A 21,110-nucleotide genomic window follows, 5' to 3' on the forward strand; every position below is an offset into this window, starting at 1 on the left:
ATATGAGGACGCCCAGACATTTTAATATTCTCCTTTACTTTTCAGGTAACTCTAGCATAACTTTAGAAAAATGGTATGATTTTCGGTACGATTGCCTGATTGACACATTGAGGGACTGACTGATATCGTTTCCGGCTGCACTCCTTATGATAAGCTTTCGACACGGCGCCGTGGCGTGTCCTCCGTTTATATCATTCCGATGAAGAGCGGAATTGATATGACAGATCGATCGCCTGAGGTAGCGATCGACCGTCCTCACTCTTTTAAGATACAAGGGGCGGGTTCCACCTGAAATATTTGCAATCATTCAAAGGATAAATAAACCCGCCCCCGCCCCACGGCGAATCTGAATGTACATTTCGATTGTTCGTTGGGTGGGGGCGGGTTATCGAGATTGTTTTTTTCCGGCGATTATGGTTTGGGAAACCCGCCGCTACGATCGCACCAATTCTACGATCGCGAATCAACGAGACATGATATTAGAGAACTCGATAATTCTTCAGTGTATCCGTGTCAAAATCTCTGAGAGCGCTTTCTTCCTAACCCTAAAAAGAAATAATCAAGTAACCGTTTTGGAACTTAGCACCAGTAACAGATTTCCCAGTTAGCGCCGGAGGCAGCAAAATATTGCGCCGCTGATCCCCCGCTTCGATCGTCACTTCCGGCCCCGATTGAATCAATTTAATTTCTTTCTTGTCAAACCCAGGCAAAAACAAACTAACTTGACGCTGTGCAATGTTTATGTTAATTGGTTTAGGAGCTTTTGCGGCCTCAGAAAAATCTGGCAAAGCATCAATTAGCGGCTGCCAGTTATTGTCACTGTGCGCCGGAACCGAAACAGCCGTCAAAGGATCGAAATCGCCAGTAATAGCTTCTGTAACCGGTGCTTGATTGACAATGACAGCGCCCACAGTCAAACCAACTTGTTGAGAACTTCCCCAAAGATAGCGCGCAGTTGCGATCGCGCTTGCATCCCCAGTCGTCACCAAAAAAGCCGCCGTGCGGTTCGGATCTGCCAGCGCTTCCTTACCCTTATCCAAAAGATTATCGACTTGCTTAGTAGATTGAAAAGGATTATCCCCAGACAAATCCACAGTTAACACGGTACTGAAAACCGGCTGAATAAAAGGCGACAAAGCTTTACCCAAATCCGAATCTACCAAAGCTTGACGGAAGCGACGGATATACCAACTCAAAATTTCCGGCATTCCCAGCATCCGCAGCGTATCCATGCCGCCATTGCCGTCATAAACAATTACATCGTATTGTTTGCTGTCCTGGTATTCCCGAAGTTCGTTCAACGCCAGCGCGCTGTCCATTCCCGGTAACACTCCTAATTCTTGACCGTAAATCTGCTTGAAAAAGGGAGTGCGGACATATTGAGCTTCCAACTTTTTAACTTCGTCCCACCTGCGTTCTAGCAGCGGCGCGCTTTGCACCTGAACTGCTTTGAGGTTGGGGGCGATTTCCTGGGGGTTGATAGTCAGGGGAACCCCTAGCAGAATACCCAATGCAGGGCCCGGATCTTGGCCGAGCAGCAGAACTCGCTTGCCTTGAGCCGCATATTTTTTAGCTGTTGCGATCGCGATCGTGCTGCGGCCAGTGCCGCCTTTGCCCAAAAATGTCAAAATCAAAGCCATTTTCTGTTCTCACTGCCAAAGCTTACTCTTTAACATTTAAGCGCAACCTTCAGCCAGAGTGGGGGAGGAGTAGAGTGAAGGAAGAGGAGAGTCGGCGAGTGGGAGAGTGGGAGAGGGGAAGAGTAGGAGACGAAAGGAAACACAGTTATATTCAATCCGTGTATCCGTGTCCGAATCCGTGTCGTGCCCCCCTTCCTTCTACATCTGTTAAACGGATTCTAGCTCATCTTCAAAGAACCAAGTCGCAAAACCGTCAAACTTGACAACCACGCCTACTCCGCTACCGTCAACCATTTTGAATCCGTCAACAGTGCCTACTGGATTCTCCTTTATCTTGCCCACCATATTTGCAGGTATCCGATCTCTGAGACGGCGCACCTTCACTCTCTGACCTACTTCTATTGCCACTGAAATTGTTCTCCTGCTCTATATAACCTATATACAACCGTCCATTTTACAGTTTGGCGTCTACTTCCGAACAGCAACGCCAGCAAGCGATCGCCCGCGATGATTTTCCATCGAAATTTCGACCAACTTTCCCTAAAAAACGCTATTCTAGTCAGAGTTGGTCGATCGTGTCCTTAATTCGCTTGGGTTTGCCTCATCAGGTTCCACAGCGGCAAGCTCAACTCCCAGACTCTCGCGCACCACGAAGATAATTATTTTTTATCCCTTCGCAAAAACCATCTTTTTATTAATTGCCACAACTACAGGATTTCTCCCCAATTAGTCATCCTTCCGGTAGAAGCCAAAAGGCATTCTGAAGCAGTAATTAATTTTATGTTTGCTATATATAAATCTGCGCTCTCTAAAGTTGACCTCGGCTAAAATCCATACTGCAAAGCACTTTGAGTCTGGCTGGCCAAGTTTCCCCAAGGTAATATTTTAGTAAACTGCCATCTTGTAACAGTTTACTAAAATATGAACATAAAAAAAAATTAATGCTAAAATTTCAGGTTGAGAAAGTCTATTTTGGCTGTTGTATTACCGCATAAAAAGTGGAACGCTTGCCGGATTTAGGGAGTCTAAGAGAGCAAATGAAGTCAAGGAACTTCAAGATCACAAAATTTAAATAATGAATAAAATTTTTTCGTGCTGGCGATCGACCAAAATTCCGGTCCTAAGTTTGTCCTTGGCTGTGCTCGCGAGTCTGTCGCCCTTTCGCGGGACGATCGCCAGTCCGCTCTCTCCATCCCCCACACAGCCGTCCAACACTACTAAAATTGTCTCAGGCGCTCGACCGCCAGCACTGCTAACAGGTTCAAAATCTCCAAAAAATCCGATAACAGCGGCGGCACATCCATCGCCAGCAGAGACAATAAACGCCCAGGGAACAGCGGCCGGACGATCGCTGGAAATAGAAGAATTTCGCGGTACAGTCAGCTTTAAAGGGCGGCCGGCGGTTGTGGGCGATCGGCTGCTTGCCCCCGGAGACGAAATCATCACCGGCCCGGATTCCACAGCCCGTTTAGGCATTGACAACAACACCGGGATCGTGGAAGTTGCCGAAAAAACCTCAGTCAGAATATCCAATTTGTCAAGCAGTGCAGGTGGCGAAAAAGACACAGCGATTTTTGTCAGCAGGGGGCGAGTCAGGTTGTCGATCGGCAAAACTGCTGCGACAACTCCCGCAGCCAACACCTCAAAAATTATCCCGCCAAACCAAATAGCCGCGCTCAATACCTTCAGCGGACTCGACAAATCCAGTCAAATTGCCCAACAAAAAAGTTCTGCCAAAGCTGCCCCAGTAAGGGTTGAAACCCCAGAAGGCGTTGCCGGAGTCCGCGGCACATCCTTTGGCATCAGTGTCGGCGAAGGCAAAACCGCAGTCGAAACTATTGAAGGTGCAGTCGCAGTATCCAGCAGCAGCGACTCGGAAGTAGTTGTCAACAGCGGCAGCGCCACGACTATTTTCGCTCAAACCTCGCCCTTAGAGCCTTCAGCGATCCCTCGCCTAGCTAAACTCAAAGTCCGCAGTTTGGGGAGACTCAGCGGCAATATCTATCGCTTCAGCGGTCAAATTAACCCGATCGACATAATTTATGTCAATAACGAAGCAATTAAGATCGATCGAAAGGGCAACTTCAAAATCCAAGGAATTTTACCTCCAAGCCGCCGCCTCAAAATCGTAGTGCGAGGCCCGTCAGTCACAGAAAGGCATTACAGCCTCGCCGTTCCATAAACCACCGATCTCAGACTAAAATGCGCGGTCTGTCTCTGAGGAATTGAGTTAAATCGTAAGTCTTATTTGAGTTGATTATTTCCTGTAGGGCCGAAGCATTTTGCCGTGAAACTCCGCAAGCGCAGGCGCAACTACATCTTAAAGTCAAGTTTGATGCAATTCTTGTGAGTGGGTCATGGAACCAGCCCAAAAATAGAATTTAGAGACCTAACAGATTAGTCAAAATCAAGAAACTTTGCGCCAAAGCTTCGCCCTTACGGTATGGTAAAAATTCATAACTCTAATATCGTTTCCGGTTGCATCGAAATAATCAAATTCAGTCAACAGTTAACACTCAAACATTCAGTTTTTAGATACCGAGTCAAGAGTCAACTATCAAGAGGAGTACAACCGGAATAGATAGATAGCAATCCTCGCATCATTTGTGAATTTCTTACTCCCGGACCTCGATCGGGGGAGGGTTGGGATGAGGTAAAAAATTTACGACTCGTTGAGAATTGATATAACTCCTCTCCCAGGTCAGACTCGAAGGTCAATTATTTCGTCAAATTAATTGCATGAAGTTCAAAGAATGGATTCAGCATCTTAAACACAATCAACTGATCGGTCTCCGGCAATATATAACCACAAACCCTCCCTGGATGACAGGGGCAGTAGTAGGTATTGTTTCTGTAGCCATGCTGCAACTGGGAATGTGGAAGCCGCTAGAATATTTGGGATACAAAACGCTATTTCAAATTCGAGAATCGGGTATATTACCAAATCCCGGATGGGACTCAAGAATTGCGGTAATTGCGATCGAACGGCATTCCTTGCAGGAATACGGTAAATTTCCTTGGCCTCGCAACCGCTACGCCCAACTGCTAGAAGCGCTGAAAAAATCTCCCCCCACAGCCGTTGGTTTTGACATTCTTTTCCTCGATCCGAGTCCGAAAGATGATATTTTAGCCGCTGCAATCGCCGCCAACGGCAAAGTTGTACTCCCTAGAACCATCAAAGAAGAACCCGTAGCATCTTTAAAAGCAGCCGCCGCAGGTGTCGGCCACATCGGCCAAGAAGCCGATAGCGACGGTATTACCCGCGTGTCAAAAATCTTTCTCAACGGGGTTCCTAATTTCGGTTTAGCCATGATTCACAGGTACAATGCTGCTAATCCCCAAGATCCAGTATGGTTCCCACAGTCAAAAAATAAGCCGCAAAAAAAAGCCTGGGTTAACTGGCCGGGGAAAACAGAAAATCTACCTACCTATGCTTTTGTTGATGTCGTAGAAGGTAACATTCCCGCAGATGCCCTCACCAATAAGTTAGTGTTAGTGGGCATAGTTGCTACCGGTTTCGACCCGATATCTTCACCTCTAAACAAGACTACGGCTGGGGTTTATTTATATGCAGCATTGGTTGACAATTTGCTCAATCAACGCTTTCTGTTGCGGCTGCCGGTACTCGTAGAAATTTTGTTATTGTTGGGGATTGGCCCGCTGACCGCTTTGGTTCTGAGCAACCGAGGTGTTAAAGAGAGAATTGCGATCGCTCTCGGTTTGCCTATAATTTGGATTGGGGCTGCTGCTTTGTTATTTGGCTTCTTTTTTTGGTGGGTTCCGATTGCCGCACCTATCGGCACCATCATTTTATCTAGCACTGCTTTGCAACTGCGGGAACAGTACGAAAAACAGCAGTTGATGAGGTTATTTGAAAAGCACGTCGCTCCGGAAACTGCTCAGCTTATTTGGGAACGCAAAGCGGAGATATTTGAACAGGGAGAACTCGAACCTCAAGAACTGACAGCAACAGTGCTGTTTATGGATATTCGCAGTTTTACTTCGATTTCAGAAAAAATGCGGCCGCGAGATTTGCTCACCTGGTTGAACAATTATTTGGAAGCGATGACCAACTGTATTATGGATCACGGTGGCGTTGTAGATAAATACATTGGCGATGCAATTATGGCAGTTTTTGGAGTGCCTTTTTGCCATACTGAATATCGACAAGTTCAACAAGATGCTTTGAATGCAGTTGCCGCTTGCATTGCGATGCACGAACGGCTGCACCAACTTAACCAGCAGCTTAGAAGCGAACGCAAACCTTTAATTAAGTTTGGCATCGGTTTGCATACCGGGCAGTTAGTTGCTGGCAGCGTGGGGGGTTCCCGGCGTTTGAATTATTCTGTGATCGGCGATGCTGTCAACGTTGCTGCTAGATTGGAGGCGATGAATAAGGAAATTGTTTCTGACAGTCCTTTTAATTTGTTGGTGACGGCTAGGACTTTTTCTTACGTGCGCGATCGCTACGAAGGCCAAAAAGTAGGAGCGATTCAATTGCGGGGCAAAAAAGAAAAGACTGTGGTTTATGCTATTTTGGGCGAAAAGCATTAGTTATCGGGCATGGGGCATGGGGCATGGGGCATGGGGCATTAGTTGTGATATTATGTCCTGTTAATTAGGCCCAATTACTTGATACTGGGGAATTAAAATATTGGTTGTAGGGGCGGGTTTTTCGACAATCTACGCCTCAAACAAATAATCTCAAAAACCCGCCCCCGCCCCACGGTAAATCGAAATATACATTTTTTTCAGGCGATCGCCCGTATTGGTTGATGTAGATTATTAGCGGTGTGGGGGCGGGTTTATTAAGCTTGTTTGTACTGATTAGATATTGTGATCAAACCCGCCCCTACGAAATTATATTGTTTCCTAATTGCCAATATTTTGGGGGAATTAAAGGGAAAATAAAAGTGCCATCTCATCTAATCAAATACGCTGAGTCGCAAAGTTTTAGCTATTTTTTCTAACAAAAATAAGCCACCGAGAGAATTTCCCTCTCGATCCAGGGGCGGACTGTAAAAGCCGATCGCACCCTGACCCGGAATTACCGAAAGCATTGCCCCGCTAACTCCCGACTTAGCCGGCAGTCCCACCCGCAGCGCAAAGCGGGCGGACGCTTCATACAAACCGCAAGTTGCCATCAGTGCTTTGACAGTACGGCAGTTTTCCCCCATTGCTCGATCGCCGCTATTTACCAAAACCATTCCCAGCTTGGCTAAATCCTCCACTGTTCCCGACAAACAGCAGACGCGATTGTAAGTTTCTAAAGCAATTTCCGCATTTTGAATATAACCCGATTCTACCATTTTTAAGGCGAGATTCCAATTATTTTGATTCGGATTTGTCTTCACCGAATCGAGCATTAACTCGTCAACAAATAACTGACTGTTTGCCTGTTGATTTAACCACTGGAGCAAGTTTTGACAGCGCGACACAGCATTTTGACCCGGTATCAAAGACGCTAGGGCGATCGCCCCGCTATTAATCATCGGGTTTCTCGGCTTCCCTTGGTCTATTTCGAGTTGAGTTAGGGAATTGAAAGGCAGTTCCGAAGGCTCGCAGCCAACGCAGTCAAACACCGTTTTTTCGCCCAATTCGCACAGCAAATAAAGCAGGACGAAGGGCTTGACTGCACTCATCAGCGGGAATGTTTGAGCAATGCTGCCCCAGCTCAAAATTTGACCGTCGCTTGCCCGAATTTGCACGGCAAACCCTTCTCTGTCGGCTCGCGCAAGGAGAGGTATGTACGCGGGTATTTGACCTGATTTACTGCGATTTATTGCCTCTTTTGCCCAAGCTGCCAGTTGTTCCGGTTCCAAGGAAGATAGTTGACTGGTGGATATTTTCACTCTCGATTATTTAGATTGTTTGAGATTTTAGATTGGCATTCCTGGCGCAATATTGAGCCGTAAACCCGGTTGATTAACCGAATTGCGTCACTTGGGTTCTCTGCTGGCAGAAACCGCGTTTCTTCGGAGAGATAAGGCAAGCTCATAATTTGATGAAATTTTTGTGTGGTGCCCCGCCTGCCCGAAAAATACAACGCGAGACGCGGGACAGCTTATTTAAGGCTGTTGACGTTTGGGCTCGGAGGGAGCAAATAAATTTATTGACAATTTTTCATAAAAAAACCTGTACTTTGCATAAAAACCTCCCCTTCACCCAGATAGGTAATTAGCAGCTTCAAGGCAAAGCTGCCAGCCAAAACAAACAAGCACTAGCTTGAAATGCCTTCAGATTCTTATGTTTAAGCCCCAGCAAGGGGCGGGGTGCATATTTAACTTAATTCTTTCAGAGTTCGGCAAATCCTTTCCGGAAACCCCCCGAACCTCTGAGAATGTACTATCCAACCGGATCTACCAAAACCAAGATAAAAAAATGGCAGAAGAACCGAAAGCAGAAGCACCAAAGCCCGCTCCCATGATTTTTAAGGGTGTGTGCAAGGACGGAGTTCTCAAAGGCAAAGAAATTGAAGGCAAACTAGACATCAAAGTCAACGTTGAATCCGTCAAAACCCCAGAAGCACCGCCCAAAAAATCCGAGTGGGAGCCAGTTATCTTTTGGGTATTGTTTGCATTCATGGCAAACTTGATTGTCGGCGACCCCGCCGGAATGAGAAAATACAGCTCCCCACAAAGGTCTTCTTCTCATCAGATGTTAAACCAATCTGGGGAGCAGTCGCTGTTGCCTCAAAAAAACACCAGCAACTTGCCACTTTAGGCCCTGGGAGCTTGCCAGCCGCGCAAATAGTAATAGAAAGACCCGAAATATTCATCGAATACTCGCGTCGTAGTTACCAAAGCTTCTGCACTAGGCAAAAAATCTCCCGCGTCTAAACGCAGTCTGGATTTTCCTCCTGAGGTGGGTTGAAAAGTGTAGAAGTCGGTAGCCCTAGGAATTACCTGGATTCCCATATTCGCAAAAGCGAGGCTGGCACGGCGCATCTGAATCGCAGATGTTACCAGGATTACTTTCCGCGGCGCGCCGCGGCTGTCGAGTATTTTTCTCACTTCTTGAGCGCTGGTACGTATGTTGCTGCCGTTATCGTCGAGCACGATACTGCTGCGCGGCACGCCCATGTTGTTTGCCAGCAAAGTCTCGATATCCTTAGCTTCGCCAACATAACCCTCCAACTCGGGTCTCGGGCCAGCGGTAACGATGACCATAGGTGCCACTTTTTTGCTGTACAAAACGGCAGCATAGGGCAGGCGATTGCCTGTATCTGTCAGTTGAATCGCCACTCGGTTGGGAAGGTGAGGCTGAGTGGTTCCCTTGCCCAGCAGGACGATAGCCGCGGCTGTTTCGTCGCAGCAAACTGTGCGGGATGCCGCAGCAGCGTCCCGTTCTGCTTGGTCGGCGAACCAGTAAGCGACAACTGGCATACTCGAAAGGATCAAAACTAGCAGGGCTGCCAGGATCATTCTCGGCGCCGGGTTGCGGATGCCCCCGTTCGTGATCAGCGCCGATGCAATCACCAGCAGCGTGATGGAAAAACCCAACGGCTTAAAGAAGAAGGCTATTAGGCTGAAAATCGCGGCTCCTACTGGCGTATCTGGTGCAAAAAAAGCCAGGAACAAAAGGCTGATCAGCAACAAAACACGCAGCCGGTCTAATAATGGATTGTCTTTGCCTCCTGATTGATCCCACCACGATTTGATCAGTGAGAAAAGGAGGAATAGAAATAGAATGCGAGCTAATAGTTCTGGCATCTTGCAATATTCTGTGTCTTCATAAATTAGTACAGAAGTTTGGAAACGAGCGCGAATATAGCTGCGGGAGGAAATACGGCCCTCGGTGGGTTTTTAACTTTCGCCAATAACGCAGTCCGATCGCATTTATCCTGATGCTCGATTCCGGTCAGCTATCAACTATTGGTTGCAGGGTGCAAGCCCGCTACTTCCAGTCACAGATTGCTGACAGTTAATTGGTAATTGATAACTGGTAATGGTTGATTGGTAATTGGTAATGGATCGAGCGCGCCGCAGGTGGAATTGACAATTCAAGCCTGCTTTGTTCTGCCTACTTTTTTCCCCATTACCTGTTACCGATTCACCAATCCCAATTTATCGGCGCTTCAGTTGATTCCGAATTGCCTGCGTTACCGTTTGAATTACTTTAACACGAGCATAATACTTGTTATTGGCCGCAATTAGCGTCCAGGGAGCAAGCGGCGTGCTGGTACGCTGAATCATTTGATTCACCGCCACTTCATAATAATTCCACTTTTCCCGATTCCGCCAATCTTCCTCGGTGAGTTTGTATTGTTTAAATGGATTGTTTTGCCGCTCTGTAAACCGCTTTAGTTGCTCGTCAGGACTCAGGTGCAGCCAGAATTTAACTAAGACACAACCGAAACTGGTGAGTTGCTCCTCAAATTCGTTGATTTCCTGATAAGCTCGGCGCCATTCGGGTTCGGCGGCAAATCCTTCGACTCGCTCGACGAGCACTCTACCATACCAACTGCGATCGCAAATGCTGATTTTACCAGCCGTTGGCAGCCGTCGCCAGAACCGCCAGAGGTATGGGTGGGCTTTTTCTTCGTCCGTCGGGGTCCCAAAGGCATTAACGGTATAACTGCGGGGGTCTAATACGTCCGTCAAGCGTTTGATTGCTCCTCCTTTACCGGCGGCGTCCCAACCTTCAAACATCACTAACACAGGGATTTCTTCTTCGTAAATGCTTTGTTGCAGTTTGCCAAAACGGGTTTGTTCCTCGCGAAGTTGCTGTTTGTATTCCTCGGGCGACAGTGATTGAGTTAAATCTACTTGGGCCAGCAAGTCGGGTTCGGTAGGTTGCAACCTTTCTTGAGGCGGGAATTTTACGGGTGCAGATTGCATCGGCAGTCTGTCTAAGGCTTCTGTAATTGTCGCTGCCATTTGCGTTAAAACTTTGACTCTCGCCCACCGTTGACAATCGCCTTCTACTAGCGTCCAAGGTGCCGGACCCGTGCCGGTTTGGGCTACCATTTCTTCTGCCAAAGCTGTGTATTCTTCGTATTTTTTTGCTTGTTTCCAGTCTTCGGGCCGCACTCGCCAAGCTTGTAAGGTGTCGTCTTCTAGTTTTTTGAGCCGCTGCTTGAGTTCTTTTTTGCTCAGGTGAATCCAAAATTTGGCAATTGCCGCGCCGTCATCTACCATCTGCCGCTCGAAAGCATTGATTTGCCTGATGACTGTGGGTACTTGGGCGTCAGAAACTCGATCGAACAACCGGTCTTCTAAAACATGAGTGTACCAACTGTGGTAGAAAAAACCTATTTTGCCGCGGGCCGGAAGTTTCTGCCAAAACCGCCACAGAAAAGGATAGCCCATTTCTGCTGCTGACGGCGGCCAAATCGGGTGGACGGCAAACCCCCGCGGGTCCATATACCCTACCATTTGTTTGACTAAAGCGCCTTTGCCCGCGGCTGCCCAACCTTCGAGGACGATAATTGCGGGCAATTTTTTTTCCCAGCAGGCCTGTTGGAGCGATCGCAACTGTTTCATTAAAACTTCTATCTTGGCATCGTAGGTTTCTTTATCGAGGGAGATATCTAAATCGAGGTTGTCCAGCATATTTACCTCATATAAATCTGAGAAAACAGTTTAACGTTAGTTTAACGTTTGGATAAAATTAAATCCTCAAATCCGGGAAAAACGTTATAAAAATTACAGTTACGGCAGGTTTAACGCGCGATCGATCCTGCCCTCAAATCGCAGCCTCGTTAACACTAGCAAGATTCCCTCAATTTTAAACTTGCCAAAAAAAACGGCTTAGGTTATAGTTGAAATAGGTAACTTTTAAATAAGTTCAACTTCTACCCTCCCCCGCTCGGGCGAGTTAACAGGAGGAGCAAAAAATCCCGAAAAACGATTTAGTGTAAAAGAGAGCAAAAGTAAAAATCAACTACCCTGTGGGGGTGACAACTTCTTTACTTAGCTGTAGAAACTTTATTCAAACAATAGTAGTTACTTAAGCACCAGGCTTGGTAACGAAAGAGAGCGCGACTCATCAACATCTAGCCCTAAGCTCACCTACAAAACTAGCCCCTAACGGCCAACCAATTTTTATGATTGCCTAATTAGATAAAACCTGAAAGCCTGAGTGATATAAACAGGTTTCTGAGTTTTATCGACACCATTCTCAAATACTAAAAGCGGTTTAGCTGCGGTCACGCGAACCCGCCCCACAAGAAAATTTATTTCTTGTGGAACAGGCCGGAAAGCCTGTTACTGACATTTGTTCAAAATGTCTGAATTACTGTACTTGTTTGCCAATACCAATTAATAGGAACAGTCCGAAATTACGGATTGCAAGTTTTTTATGAATATCTTGACAACACGCTGTTACAAAGGCGAAACTGACTGGTGCGCGATCGCCAATTTAATCGATGCTTGCGAAGCAGTAGATAGACTCGGCGAAGAAGTCTCAGCAACTGAACTCAAGCTAATACTTGATGCACCCAAACTCGACAAAGCCCGCGACGTACAATTATGGGAAGATGGTAATTACAAACTCATCGGTTTAGCACTCCTAGATATGCCCGATTCCCCCGCTGAAATCGACGCTTGTCTCTGGTTTTACGTGCATCCAAACCTGCGCGGCGTAGGGTTGGAAAAAGATATCATTAAATGGGCCGAAAAACGGCTGCGCGAAGTAAGAAAAGAACGCAATCTGCCGGCAAAATTGCGTACATACAGCCGTGAGGATAAAACCGATGAGATGCGGCTGTTAGAGAAACAGGGCTTTGAGGTCGATCGCTATTTTTGGACAATGGCCCGATCCCTCGCCGAACCGATTCCCACACCGGAATTTCCCGCAGATTTTGCCCTAACTCACGTATCCGGAGAACAAGACATCCAACCTTGGGTAGAGATGTTCAACCAGTCATTTATCGATCACTGGAATCACCACGATTTAACTGCGGAAACCGTGCGTTACTGGATGCAAGATCCGAATTATCAGCCGGAATTAGACTTGATTGCTGTTTCGGGCGATTCCCTGCGGGATAGCTTCGCTTCACGCAAATTTGCAGCTTTCTGCGACTGTCAGATCAAACCCCAAAAAAACGCCCGCAGCGGCACAAAAAACGGTTGGATTGAATTGTTGGGTACGCGGCGCGAATTTCGGAAAATGGGTTTAGGAAAAGCGATGCTATTAGCTGGTTTGCATAAGTTGAAAGCAGCAGGTGCAAACACAGCTAAACTCAGCGTCGATGCTGATAGTTTGACAGGCGCGACAAATCTTTACAAATCAGTCGGTTTCCGCCCCATGGAAACTTGGATCGAGTGGGCTAAGACTGTTTAGAAAAGGTTGGCAGCGAAGGCGATAATCCCGACGGCTTAAAGAAGTCGGGGTTTTCAAGTGCGATCGAATTTGGCGATCGACTTTTGGGCTAAGTGCGATCGCCCTTTTTTACTAAAGGGGCGATCGGACTTTTTCTTCCTTTCCTAAACCAGCATGAAATTAGCCGATGTTATCGCATTGGCACTCACTCCAATCATCACACATAACTCCTCTCCTGTCGAGAGATTCTTGATGAGAGTTCCCTGAGTATTTTGAGTGATTGCTAACTGACCAAAACTCAAACCTCCACTTAATCCAATCAAGTCTTGACCCAGGATAAAATCAGCGATGATATCAAATCCTTGACCAGCTTTTAAGGCAAAGATATCGTTATCGCTACCACCAATCAAACTATCATTCCCAATGCCTCCGTCAAGCAAATCGTCGCCTTTCCCACCCGTGAGAGTATCGTTATCTAAACCTCCCTAAAGAGTATCATTTCCTTCACACCCTCCCAGGATATCTGCTCCTTCGTCACCGTTGATTAAGTCATTACCTTCACCGCCGCAGATGGTATCCGAATCTAACTGTCCAAACAGGTAGTCATCACCTAGACTGCCCAGCATGATGTCGTCACCTTTGCCTCCATATAAGGTGTCATTATTCTTGCCACCATCGATGAAGTCATCATCTTTGTTGCCATAAAGGATGTCATGCCCTTCGCGACCATGTAACAAGTCATTGCCTTTGCCTCCGAAGATTAAATCGTTACCCGATTCGCCAAGAATGAAGTCGTTTCCTTCATCTCCATAGAGGATGTCGTCATCTTTGCCTCCGGCGATGAAGTCGTTGCCTTGATTGGCGTTGAAGATGTCATTGGCACCACCACCATATAAGTTGTCATCCCCGGATTTCGCATCGAATATATTGCCGTTGTTAGTGCCGAGAAATTCATCGTTTTGGGCAGTGCCTATTTGAATTCCCGATACACCGAGTATGGTATTTTCAACTGCATTGGGTTGGTTTAAATTGGGATACGCAATGTCATCGCAGATGCAATCATCGTTAGGGATGTTGTTGGTTGTTGGTGTTGGCGTTACCGATGGTGTTGGCGTCGGTGTTTCTGCAGGGGTTGGTGTTGGTGCGGGGGCTGGTGCGGGTGCGGGGGCTGGTGCGGGTGCGGGTGTGGGTGCGGGGGCTGGTGCGGGTGTGGGTGCCGCAACATTCGACGGGGCTAGTCATAGCAACGTGAAAGCGGGGATTTTGTCGTAGTAGTGCAGCCAGTAAAGTAGAGCCTGAGCGGGGTAGTCCTGATATGAAGTGGAAGTTCACTGGCATCGTGGGGGAATGGGTTTTTCTAACATTAAATGCAACTTAAAATACAACTTAAGTGCCTCACGCTAAAAACATATCTTTTCTAGCATCTTTTTATTTAACCTTTCGCAACACAACATCCAGGTTTACAATATCTTTACAGTTTAGACATCGTAGGTTGGCTTTCCCTATCTCTATAATTGCTTCGGGTTCCTGCCTCTGTAAAGTCGGAAAAGTCGGAAAAGTCGGATCGTAAAGTCGGAAAAGTTGGATCTTTGGCATGAGGATATAATTTAGATATCCAAGAGAGGTTGTGGGTATGAGGGCTTATTTGTTTTAGCGAGTTTTTATTGGCTATTTTGCCAGACAGCATTAAGGTTGACGATATTTTTACAACCTAGACATCGCTCTTGTTGATTACTCTGGAATTTTTGACCGCAGATGTGGGCGGATATACGCAGATGGACGCGGATTAGGATACAGTTTGTTTAGTCACTTCTACATAAATATGTTCTAACCGCACCGGATAACGAGCGATTGAATCAATAGAAATCCCGTCGAACAGCAAAATAATTTCTTTTAACTCTAAACGTTCCGGCAGCCAAAAAGCTAAATCGCTACCGTAGCGGCGGGGGATGAAACTGTATTGTTTAGCGCGGGCGATGACTTCAGCTTCTTCGTCGGTTTTTACGACGATAATTTCTTGAGCCGGAATCAGTTTTTGCAACTCCTCCAAACTGCCCTCAGCCACAATACTGCCATTTTTCAGAATCCCGATTCTCTGACACAGCCGCTCAGCTTCATCCAATAAGTGAGTTGTCAGCAAAATTGTAATTCCTTCCGATTGCAAGCGCTGAATTAAATCCCAAATTTCGTAGCGGGCCTCAATATCTAAACCCGTTGTCGGTTCATCTAAAATTACTAATTTAGGCTGGTGTACCAAAGCCACGGCAATATTCAAACGGCGCTGCATTCCTCCGCTCAAAGTTTCCACGGGGCTGGTAGCTCTATCTGTCAAATTTACTGCTTTCAAACAGTGTCTTACTTGATAGCGCCGCTGCTTGCGCTCTAAGCCGTAAATTTGAGCAAAAAAGTTGAGATTTTCTTCGCAGCTAAGGCTTTTGTAAAGCAAATTTTCTTGGGGCGCTACACCTATTAATAATTTGGTAGCTTCGGAAACAGTTTCGCCATTGATGGAAACTTTGCCGCTGTCGGCATTTAGCAAATTGCATAAAATATTGATAGTTGTAGTTTTGCCAGCCCCGTTTGGTCCGAGCAAACCGTAAATTTCTCCAGCTTGAATGTGCAGTGTTAAATCTTGAAGCACTGAACGCTCGCCATAGGACTTATTTAGCTTTTCTATTTGCAGCACTGCTTTAATTCTCCGTATTATTTTATATATTTACGGTTGTTTCTGAACGATTAAACCGCAGAGGGCGCAGAGGAAGAGAAGAGAGAGATGAATAATTACGACATAATGAGATAGTTTTAAAGTCTTCTTTCTACTCTCAGCATCCTGCGGTAAGAAAGCCATCCACCTGCAATCATGGCAATAGCAAATATGAATAAATACCAAAAGTGTTCTGCAATATCAGCCAAATCTTTGCCGTCAGCCCACACGCCCATCAGCGCTTCGTTCATGTGATAAACTGGATTGTACTGGGCGAGTTCCAGCAGACTTTTGGGAAACAGCGAAGTTGGCAAAAATGCGCCTCCTAAAATCAACAAAGGAACGCCGAAAGCGGCTACTAGCGAGTTGACATCTTCAGTGCGCCTCGCAAACTGGGTGCCGAGAATAAAGCCTACACCTACATAAGATGCTATACTCAGCAGAATAATCGCACATCCTAACAGGATAGAGCCTTGAAATTGTGCTCCTAAACAAGAGGCGATCGTATATACTAAAATTACCTGACCGATACCGATGCAACTGTGAGCAATAAAAATCCCTAAAAAGTAGGAAGTGCCGCTCAGGGGGGAAATAAACAAGCGTTTGAGAGTATGCTGTTCTCGCTCTGCTACTACGGTTGCTACGCTACCGCCGAGACAGCTAAAAAATAAAGCAGCTCCTACTAAGCTTGCAGGGGCGGCTGTTTCCAAAGCTTTTGCTGTTGTCAGTTGCGCGCGTTCTGCTAAAATTAAAGCGTTAATAATCAAGATAGAAATCGGAAAGATACCCCAAAAAATTAAACTGCGTTTTCGCCTTCCCAATTCTATTAAAATTCGCTGCGCTACAGCGAGGGTTTCATACCAGTATTTCATCTTAAGTTTGTTAGCATTGTTATTGTCTGGAATCAAAAATTAAAGTTAATATTTTATGATACAGTCATGACATAAGCTTGTCAAATAACTGTTTAAAATGTACGCCATTTAATTAAGAACGACGGATTGGTGAAAAACAGAATTAGCAGGCAAAGGAGGAAACGGCAGTGCCATTTTCCTACCCCAAAATAATCGCCCTAGGGAGGATACAACCACAGCCAGATTAATTGTAGTAGGAAACGGCACTGCCGTTTCCTGATTCCCGCTAATGGGTAAAATCAACCGGATGGGATGATGAAATCACTCTCTTAATATAACCATCGACAACACCGCTATTGAGGAGACGGCAATGCCGTTTCCCCACCCCAAAACCACCAATAATTCTTACTTAATCGCAAAATTCTTACCTCGGTAACATCCTTGAAAAGAAGTTAAACTGGTGCGGTTTATCTCTTCCAATTTAGTCACGAGGGAAGAAGTATTGGTACTTTCAGCGGTAGCACCCCACTTGTAGATAAAGTCGCCTATATAGTTTCCGGTTTCTTCGTAGCTGTGTTCTTCAATTGGAATTCCCCAAACTCCTGAAACAGTTTGGTTGTGGTATCCGTTAACAATGATTTTTTCGATGACGGCTCCCGGTTCTGCGGTAATGTTCCATTGCACCGGTTCATAAGCTGAAAGTGCGAGAATTATTGGCTTGTTTCGGCGTTCTAGTTTGATTTCGATCGCACTTTGTGATAAATCTCGGTTCTTGTGATCCGCATTGGCTTCGTAAACGCCTATTAAATGAAGTTCTTTATTTCCGCTTGACGAACCGATATAAGCTGAAAAATCGTCGGAACCGCCAAGCCCGCAGTTGGCGACAGAACTAATTGGGGAAGTAAAAGCTGTTTTTTCGTCTAGTTTCTGCTGCACTGCCGGCACTACCCACAATCCGGTTCCGATGCCTAAAGCAACTATCCAAGCAGCCGCGATACCGAAAGGAAGGGCATTTGTCAGGTGGCTGACAACTGGTTTTGCTGTTATTTGAGATAAGGTTTGCTGCCAAGCTTCAGCAGTTTGTCGATCGGCATTGCCGCCATCGAGACAGGCCAATAAAGCTAAACTTTCCGGCTGTTCGAGCAGACTTTGAACTGTTTTCCCTTCGCCGGCATAGAGATTTCTAGTTTCCCTGTCTAAAAGCAGCCAGTAGCGATCGCCCTTGCCGAGGTTGTACCCTTGTACCGCTGGATCGACTAAATCGTGCTGCAAAAACACCAGCCAAGCCATATTATTGCCAGTTCCGACTGTTTTGCCGTCGCTGGATATAAGTTGGTCGATGTCGGGTTCCCAGCGCCAAGCTACCCAGCGACTATCTCCTCGATAGCCGAGGGATTTTTCTAGTTGCGGATGAGCGGTTATTTCTAAGCGTTGAACTAAGTTTGACACTCTTATGTCCTCCTCAAGTGCGATCGGGTCTAGAGCAATTTTGTTCTAATTTATTAAAACAAATATTTTGCTCGTGAAGAGCCTCCGAATAATCGGGTTAATTTTTTCTTGCTAATGTTATCATCCGGTACTTTCCAAACCACACTGTCTTAACAAAAATATGCCTGTTGAATGGTTTAGCTTGAGAACTTGGAGTTAGCGATCGCCCGCCTGGTAATAATTTTAACCTGTGCTGATAACTAATCCTATTACGGATTAAAGCTAGCTATCTATGACTGCTTCTACCTGGTTGTCCAGTTTTGAAAGAGTGCTTGGCTAATAGCGTCTACAAGTTCTTAGCTTAACTTTTATTTCGCTACTGTGCTACAAAATATGCCATCGCACCTGACATCAATATTACGCAGGCAAATAAATATTCCGGCTTTCTCGCGGGTGAAATATCCCTAAAAAAGAGACGGTTTCAGAGAAACCCGGTTTCTGTAAAAGTTCTGACACTTCGCCTATTACTGGCGGGGGCCATCAATCGCATCTCTAGTCGGTGCCACACCTCCGGGGCTAAAGGAACTCGGCGGCACTCTCGGAAGATTGATATTGGGATTGGGCACTAAACCGCCGTTGCTGTCGCCAGCAGTTCCACCCGTGGGAGACGCACTATTATTGGGACTGGTACTCGGCGAACTTCCCGGATTGAGATTATTCTGATTGGTATTCGGCGAATTTCCCGGATTGGGATTATTGGGAGTGATATAGGGCGAACTTCCCGGATTGAGATTATTGGGATTGGTGGTTGGCGAAGTTCCCGGATTGGCATTATTGGGAGTACCTGCGGGCGAAGTTCCCGGATTGGCATTGTTGGGAGTACCTGCGGGCGAAGTTCCCGGATTCTGATTATTTTGATTGTTGGGATTTGCCGTGCCTGTTGGAGTAGTTATCGGGGTGCCGACAGCATCTCTGGTGACGGTGTTAGGGTTCGGCGCAGCAGGCGGAGCGGCCCCATTGGGGTTATTTGCAGGAGCATTGGCGGGGTTGCCCGCAACCGGAGCAGTGTTTTGGGGAGCAGCATTGCTGCCGCACAAGCTGACTAAATCAAAAGTTGTGCCGCCTGGAGTTTCGATGAAACAAACAGGCACATTTACTTGGGGGTTTGAGGCTCTGGGAAAATCGGCTGTTCCCGGCATGGGACGGCTAAAGGCAGCTTCAGCCATCAGTGGGGTCAAGGCAGCCGATAGAGCGGCGATTGTTCGCAATATTCTCATCAGCGTTTCCTCAAATGTTGAACTGTGTTTGATCCAGTATTGCCCAGAAACTAGAAATTGTCTTCTTCCCAAAATAGGAGCTTTTGCTACTCCTGGTGATGTAGGTTGGGCCACTGAGCTTCAGAATTAAGACATTTGCATCTCAAGTAATTCCTGATGATAAGGTTCCAACTCATGCGGTTGATGGATCAGCGGCTGAAGTTGGCCGTTGTGGAGTTGGTAGGCTTGTGTGATTCCAATGCGGCTGAGAAAGTCGAGGTCGTGGGAAATGACCCAGAGGGCGCTCTGAAACTCATTGACTCCATCAACAATCTGATTCACTGTTTCCAAATCCAAATTATTTGTTGGTTCATCTAAAATGAGCCAATCAATTTGAGAAATGCCGATCGCAGCCAGCCCTAATCTCGCTAACTCACCGCCGCTTAAAGCAGATGCAGGCTTGTTCACCTCATCGTTAAAAAATAGAAAATTTCCTAATTGCTGTCGCAGCAATTCATAGTCTAAGTTTGGGTTTGCCATTTGCATATTTTCTAGGACTGTCCGAGAGCGATCGACCATTTCATAGCTTTGATCGAGATATACCCCTTTTATGGCAGATTTTATGGCAATTTCACCAGATTCTAAAATTGCTGGAGTTCTCTCCATTCCTAGAATGGCTTGAGCTAAACTGGATTTTCCTGAGCCGTTCTTTCCAGCAAGAGCAATGCGCGAATCTGACGATACATGAAGCTGAATGTTTTTGATTAATCGGCGCTCGCCTAATCTCAAATCAGCACCTTGGATATCAATTAAATTTTTGTGTTGGTGACTGCATTGTTCTAATTTAACTCGGGTTGTTTTCGTCGTTCTGATTTTGGTTTCGGTAACTTTATTAGTTGCTTGTTCTACGGCTAGTTCGTGTTTTTTCTTAGCACTTCCTGCCATTACTTCAGCTTGTTGCTTCCACGCACCAGCGAGAATTCTCGGAATGCTGTCGGCACGTTTGCGACCTTGTTGGCGAGATTGGGCGGCTCGTTGTTCTTCGTGAGCTGCTGATGTTTTCGCTCGCTTTAGTTCTTTTCGCGCTACTTCGTGGGCGCGTACTGCTGCTTGATGTTCGATTTCTTTTTGCGATCGATAGAAGGAGTAGTTGCCACCGTAAACCTTTAACTCCGCTGGCGTTAATTCCCAAATCGTATCGACGGTGCGATCGAGAAAAAACGGCTTGTGCGAGACAATAACGAAAGCACCAGAAAATTCTTGAAGTGCTATCTGCAACTGTTCTAGGGTTAACAGGTCTAAATGATTTGTTGGCTCATCTAACAACAGAATATCAGGCTGCTTCGATAGAGCGATCGCCAACCACAGTTTCGTCAGTTCTCCGCCGCTAACTGTGCTCAGACGCTGAGATAGCGAGACTTCCGAGGCAAACTTTTCCTCTAGCAACGTCGTCACCGTCCACCATTCATCCGAATGAAAAGCGATCCAGTCCAGTACCAATTCATTCGATGCAGACAGATTCAGGGTACTGACTTGAGGCAGATAATAAACACTACCTGTCCTCGCGACTGTGCCAATCTGCGGGATTAGTTGTCCGGCAAGTAGCTTGAGCAAGGTCGATTTACCGCTGCCGTTGCGACCGACTAAGCCAATGCGCGAGCCTTCATGAATCGCAACAGTGATATCTGCGAACAAAGTCCGTGTGGGTGCGACTTCGCAGGTCAAATTAGCTGCGTTGAGAATTGCTTTCTTTTGCATATTTCTGCTCCATCTTGGTTTGCTGAGCCGTCCTCGTAGTGCTGGACGCTCGATCGCACTGCGATCGAGAGGTCGCTAACCAATTCAAATCTTTGGCTTTCGTAGTTTTTAAAGCACAGAGCGTTGGAAATCGATCGGGATGGGTTAGCAACCAGCAGTTAGCTTCATGGCAGTAAGAATTGATAAACTACAATGAGTTACAGTATAT

The 21,110-nt window shown here is 46.4% G+C and carries 17 protein-coding genes and 1 pseudogene; 5 read left to right on the forward strand and 13 right to left on the reverse strand.

Features of this window, described 5'->3' with window-relative positions:
- Nucleotides 1-545: 545 nt before the first annotated feature.
- The gene (locus QUA80_RS25720; RefSeq protein WP_333427833.1) at nucleotides 546-1,640 is read right to left on the reverse strand and encodes a Get3/ArsA fold putative tail anchor-mediating ATPase NosAFP; all 1,095 of its coding nucleotides are present in this window, start codon (nucleotides 1,638-1,640) and stop codon (nucleotides 546-548) included.
- Nucleotides 1,641-1,847: 207 nt separating this feature from the next.
- Nucleotides 1,848-2,048, reverse strand: coding sequence for a cytochrome b6f subunit PetP (gene petP / locus QUA80_RS25725; protein ID WP_333427834.1), 201 nt, complete (start codon nucleotides 2,046-2,048; stop codon nucleotides 1,848-1,850).
- A 53-nt stretch (nucleotides 2,049-2,101) separates the two neighbouring features.
- Between petP and QUA80_RS25730 the strand changes: the two genes are divergently transcribed.
- The 3 genes from QUA80_RS25730 to QUA80_RS25740 all read left to right on the forward strand — a co-directional run bounded on the left by QUA80_RS25730 (nucleotide 2,102) and on the right by QUA80_RS25740 (nucleotide 6,194).
- Nucleotides 2,102-2,299 carry a hypothetical protein gene (locus QUA80_RS25730; RefSeq protein ID WP_333427835.1) on the forward strand — a complete coding sequence of 66 codons (198 nt, stop codon included), beginning with the start codon at nucleotides 2,102-2,104 and terminating at the stop codon, nucleotides 2,297-2,299.
- 416 nt (nucleotides 2,300-2,715) lie between these two features.
- On the forward strand, nucleotides 2,716-3,822 hold the full coding sequence (locus QUA80_RS25735) for a FecR family protein (protein ID WP_333427836.1): 1,107 nt from the start codon (nucleotides 2,716-2,718) through the stop codon (nucleotides 3,820-3,822).
- A 557-nt stretch (nucleotides 3,823-4,379) separates the two neighbouring features.
- Nucleotides 4,380-6,194 carry an adenylate/guanylate cyclase domain-containing protein gene (locus QUA80_RS25740; RefSeq protein ID WP_333427837.1) on the forward strand — a complete coding sequence of 605 codons (1,815 nt, stop codon included), beginning with the start codon at nucleotides 4,380-4,382 and terminating at the stop codon, nucleotides 6,192-6,194.
- A gap of 371 nt (nucleotides 6,195-6,565) precedes the next feature.
- Here QUA80_RS25740 and glsA read toward each other — a convergent pair whose 3' ends face one another.
- On the reverse strand, nucleotides 6,566-7,492 hold the full coding sequence (gene glsA / locus QUA80_RS25745) for a glutaminase A (RefSeq protein ID WP_333427838.1): 927 nt from the start codon (nucleotides 7,490-7,492) through the stop codon (nucleotides 6,566-6,568).
- Nucleotides 7,493-8,021: 529 nt separating this feature from the next.
- On the opposite strand from glsA, the gene QUA80_RS25750 reads away from it, so the two are divergent.
- Nucleotides 8,022-8,363 (forward strand): hypothetical protein, encoded by a 342-nt coding sequence (locus QUA80_RS25750; protein ID WP_333427839.1) that lies wholly within the window; start codon nucleotides 8,022-8,024, stop codon nucleotides 8,361-8,363.
- Here the strand turns inward: QUA80_RS25750 and QUA80_RS25755 are convergent.
- Nucleotides 8,360-9,352: a YdcF family protein gene (locus tag QUA80_RS25755; protein WP_333427840.1), complete on the reverse strand. Its 993-nt coding sequence runs from the start codon at nucleotides 9,350-9,352 to the stop codon at nucleotides 8,360-8,362. The two genes, QUA80_RS25750 and QUA80_RS25755, sit on opposite strands and share 4 nt — an antisense overlap.
- 354 nt (nucleotides 9,353-9,706) lie before the next feature.
- Nucleotides 9,707-11,194, reverse strand: a complete 1,488-nt coding sequence (pap, locus tag QUA80_RS25760; protein ID WP_333427841.1) for a polyphosphate:AMP phosphotransferase — start codon at nucleotides 11,192-11,194, stop codon at nucleotides 9,707-9,709.
- A gap of 748 nt (nucleotides 11,195-11,942) precedes the next feature.
- Between pap and QUA80_RS25765 the strand changes: the two genes are divergently transcribed.
- Nucleotides 11,943-12,926 (forward strand): GNAT family N-acetyltransferase, encoded by a 984-nt coding sequence (locus tag QUA80_RS25765; RefSeq protein ID WP_333427842.1) that lies wholly within the window; start codon nucleotides 11,943-11,945, stop codon nucleotides 12,924-12,926.
- A gap of 143 nt (nucleotides 12,927-13,069) precedes the next feature.
- Here the strand turns inward: QUA80_RS25765 and QUA80_RS25770 are convergent.
- From QUA80_RS25770 to abc-f, 8 genes and pseudogenes are all read right to left on the reverse strand, one after another.
- Nucleotides 13,070-13,378, reverse strand: a pseudogene (locus tag QUA80_RS25770) (calcium-binding protein); the annotation flags it as partial.
- Between the two features lie 12 nt (nucleotides 13,379-13,390).
- Complete coding sequence (locus tag QUA80_RS25775; RefSeq protein ID WP_333427856.1) at nucleotides 13,391-13,978, reverse strand: calcium-binding protein; 588 nt, start codon at nucleotides 13,976-13,978, stop codon at nucleotides 13,391-13,393.
- Nucleotides 13,971-14,237: a sulfotransferase gene (locus tag QUA80_RS25780; protein ID WP_333427857.1), complete on the reverse strand. Its 267-nt coding sequence runs from the start codon at nucleotides 14,235-14,237 to the stop codon at nucleotides 13,971-13,973. The genes QUA80_RS25775 and QUA80_RS25780 overlap by 8 nt, the downstream gene beginning before the upstream one ends.
- 454 nt (nucleotides 14,238-14,691) lie before the next feature.
- Nucleotides 14,692-15,591, reverse strand: a complete 900-nt coding sequence (locus QUA80_RS25785) for an ABC transporter ATP-binding protein (RefSeq protein WP_333427843.1) — start codon at nucleotides 15,589-15,591, stop codon at nucleotides 14,692-14,694.
- Between the two features lie 116 nt (nucleotides 15,592-15,707).
- A complete protein-coding gene (locus tag QUA80_RS25790) occupies nucleotides 15,708-16,481 on the reverse strand; it encodes an ABC transporter permease (protein ID WP_333427844.1) in 774 nt (257 codons plus the stop codon).
- 384 nt (nucleotides 16,482-16,865) lie between these two features.
- Complete coding sequence (locus QUA80_RS25795) at nucleotides 16,866-17,909, reverse strand: hypothetical protein (RefSeq protein WP_333427845.1); 1,044 nt, start codon at nucleotides 17,907-17,909, stop codon at nucleotides 16,866-16,868.
- Between the two features lie 503 nt (nucleotides 17,910-18,412).
- Nucleotides 18,413-19,279, reverse strand: a complete 867-nt coding sequence (locus QUA80_RS25800; protein ID WP_333427846.1) for a hypothetical protein — start codon at nucleotides 19,277-19,279, stop codon at nucleotides 18,413-18,415.
- 12 nt (nucleotides 19,280-19,291) lie between these two features.
- Nucleotides 19,292-20,902, reverse strand: coding sequence for a ribosomal protection-like ABC-F family protein (gene abc-f, locus QUA80_RS25805; protein ID WP_333427847.1), 1,611 nt, complete (start codon nucleotides 20,900-20,902; stop codon nucleotides 19,292-19,294).
- Between the last annotated feature and the right edge of the window lie 208 nt (nucleotides 20,903-21,110).

Source organism: Microcoleus sp. F4-D5, from assembly GCF_036704885.1.
Classification (GTDB): Bacteria; Cyanobacteriota; Cyanobacteriia; order Cyanobacteriales; family Microcoleaceae; genus Microcoleus.

Bases quoted from the DNA above. Each gene is read 5' to 3' on its own strand.
- pap (WP_333427841.1), bottom strand. From the start codon at position 11,194: ATGCTGGACAACCTCGATTTAGATATCTCCCTCGATAAAGAAACCTAC.
- abc-f (WP_333427847.1), bottom strand. From the start codon at position 20,902: ATGCAAAAGAAAGCAATTCTCAACGCAGCTAATTTGACCTGCGAAGTC.
- QUA80_RS25765 (WP_333427842.1), top strand. From the start codon at position 11,943: ATGAATATCTTGACAACACGCTGTTACAAAGGCGAAACTGACTGGTGC.
- QUA80_RS25740 (WP_333427837.1), top strand. From the start codon at position 4,380: ATGAAGTTCAAAGAATGGATTCAGCATCTTAAACACAATCAACTGATC.
- QUA80_RS25750 (WP_333427839.1), top strand. From the start codon at position 8,022: ATGGCAGAAGAACCGAAAGCAGAAGCACCAAAGCCCGCTCCCATGATT.
- QUA80_RS25790 (WP_333427844.1), bottom strand. From the start codon at position 16,481: ATGAAATACTGGTATGAAACCCTCGCTGTAGCGCAGCGAATTTTAATA.
- QUA80_RS25720 (WP_333427833.1), bottom strand. From the start codon at position 1,640: ATGGCTTTGATTTTGACATTTTTGGGCAAAGGCGGCACTGGCCGCAGC.
- QUA80_RS25755 (WP_333427840.1), bottom strand. From the start codon at position 9,352: ATGCCAGAACTATTAGCTCGCATTCTATTTCTATTCCTCCTTTTCTCA.
- QUA80_RS25735 (WP_333427836.1), top strand. From the start codon at position 2,716: ATGAATAAAATTTTTTCGTGCTGGCGATCGACCAAAATTCCGGTCCTA.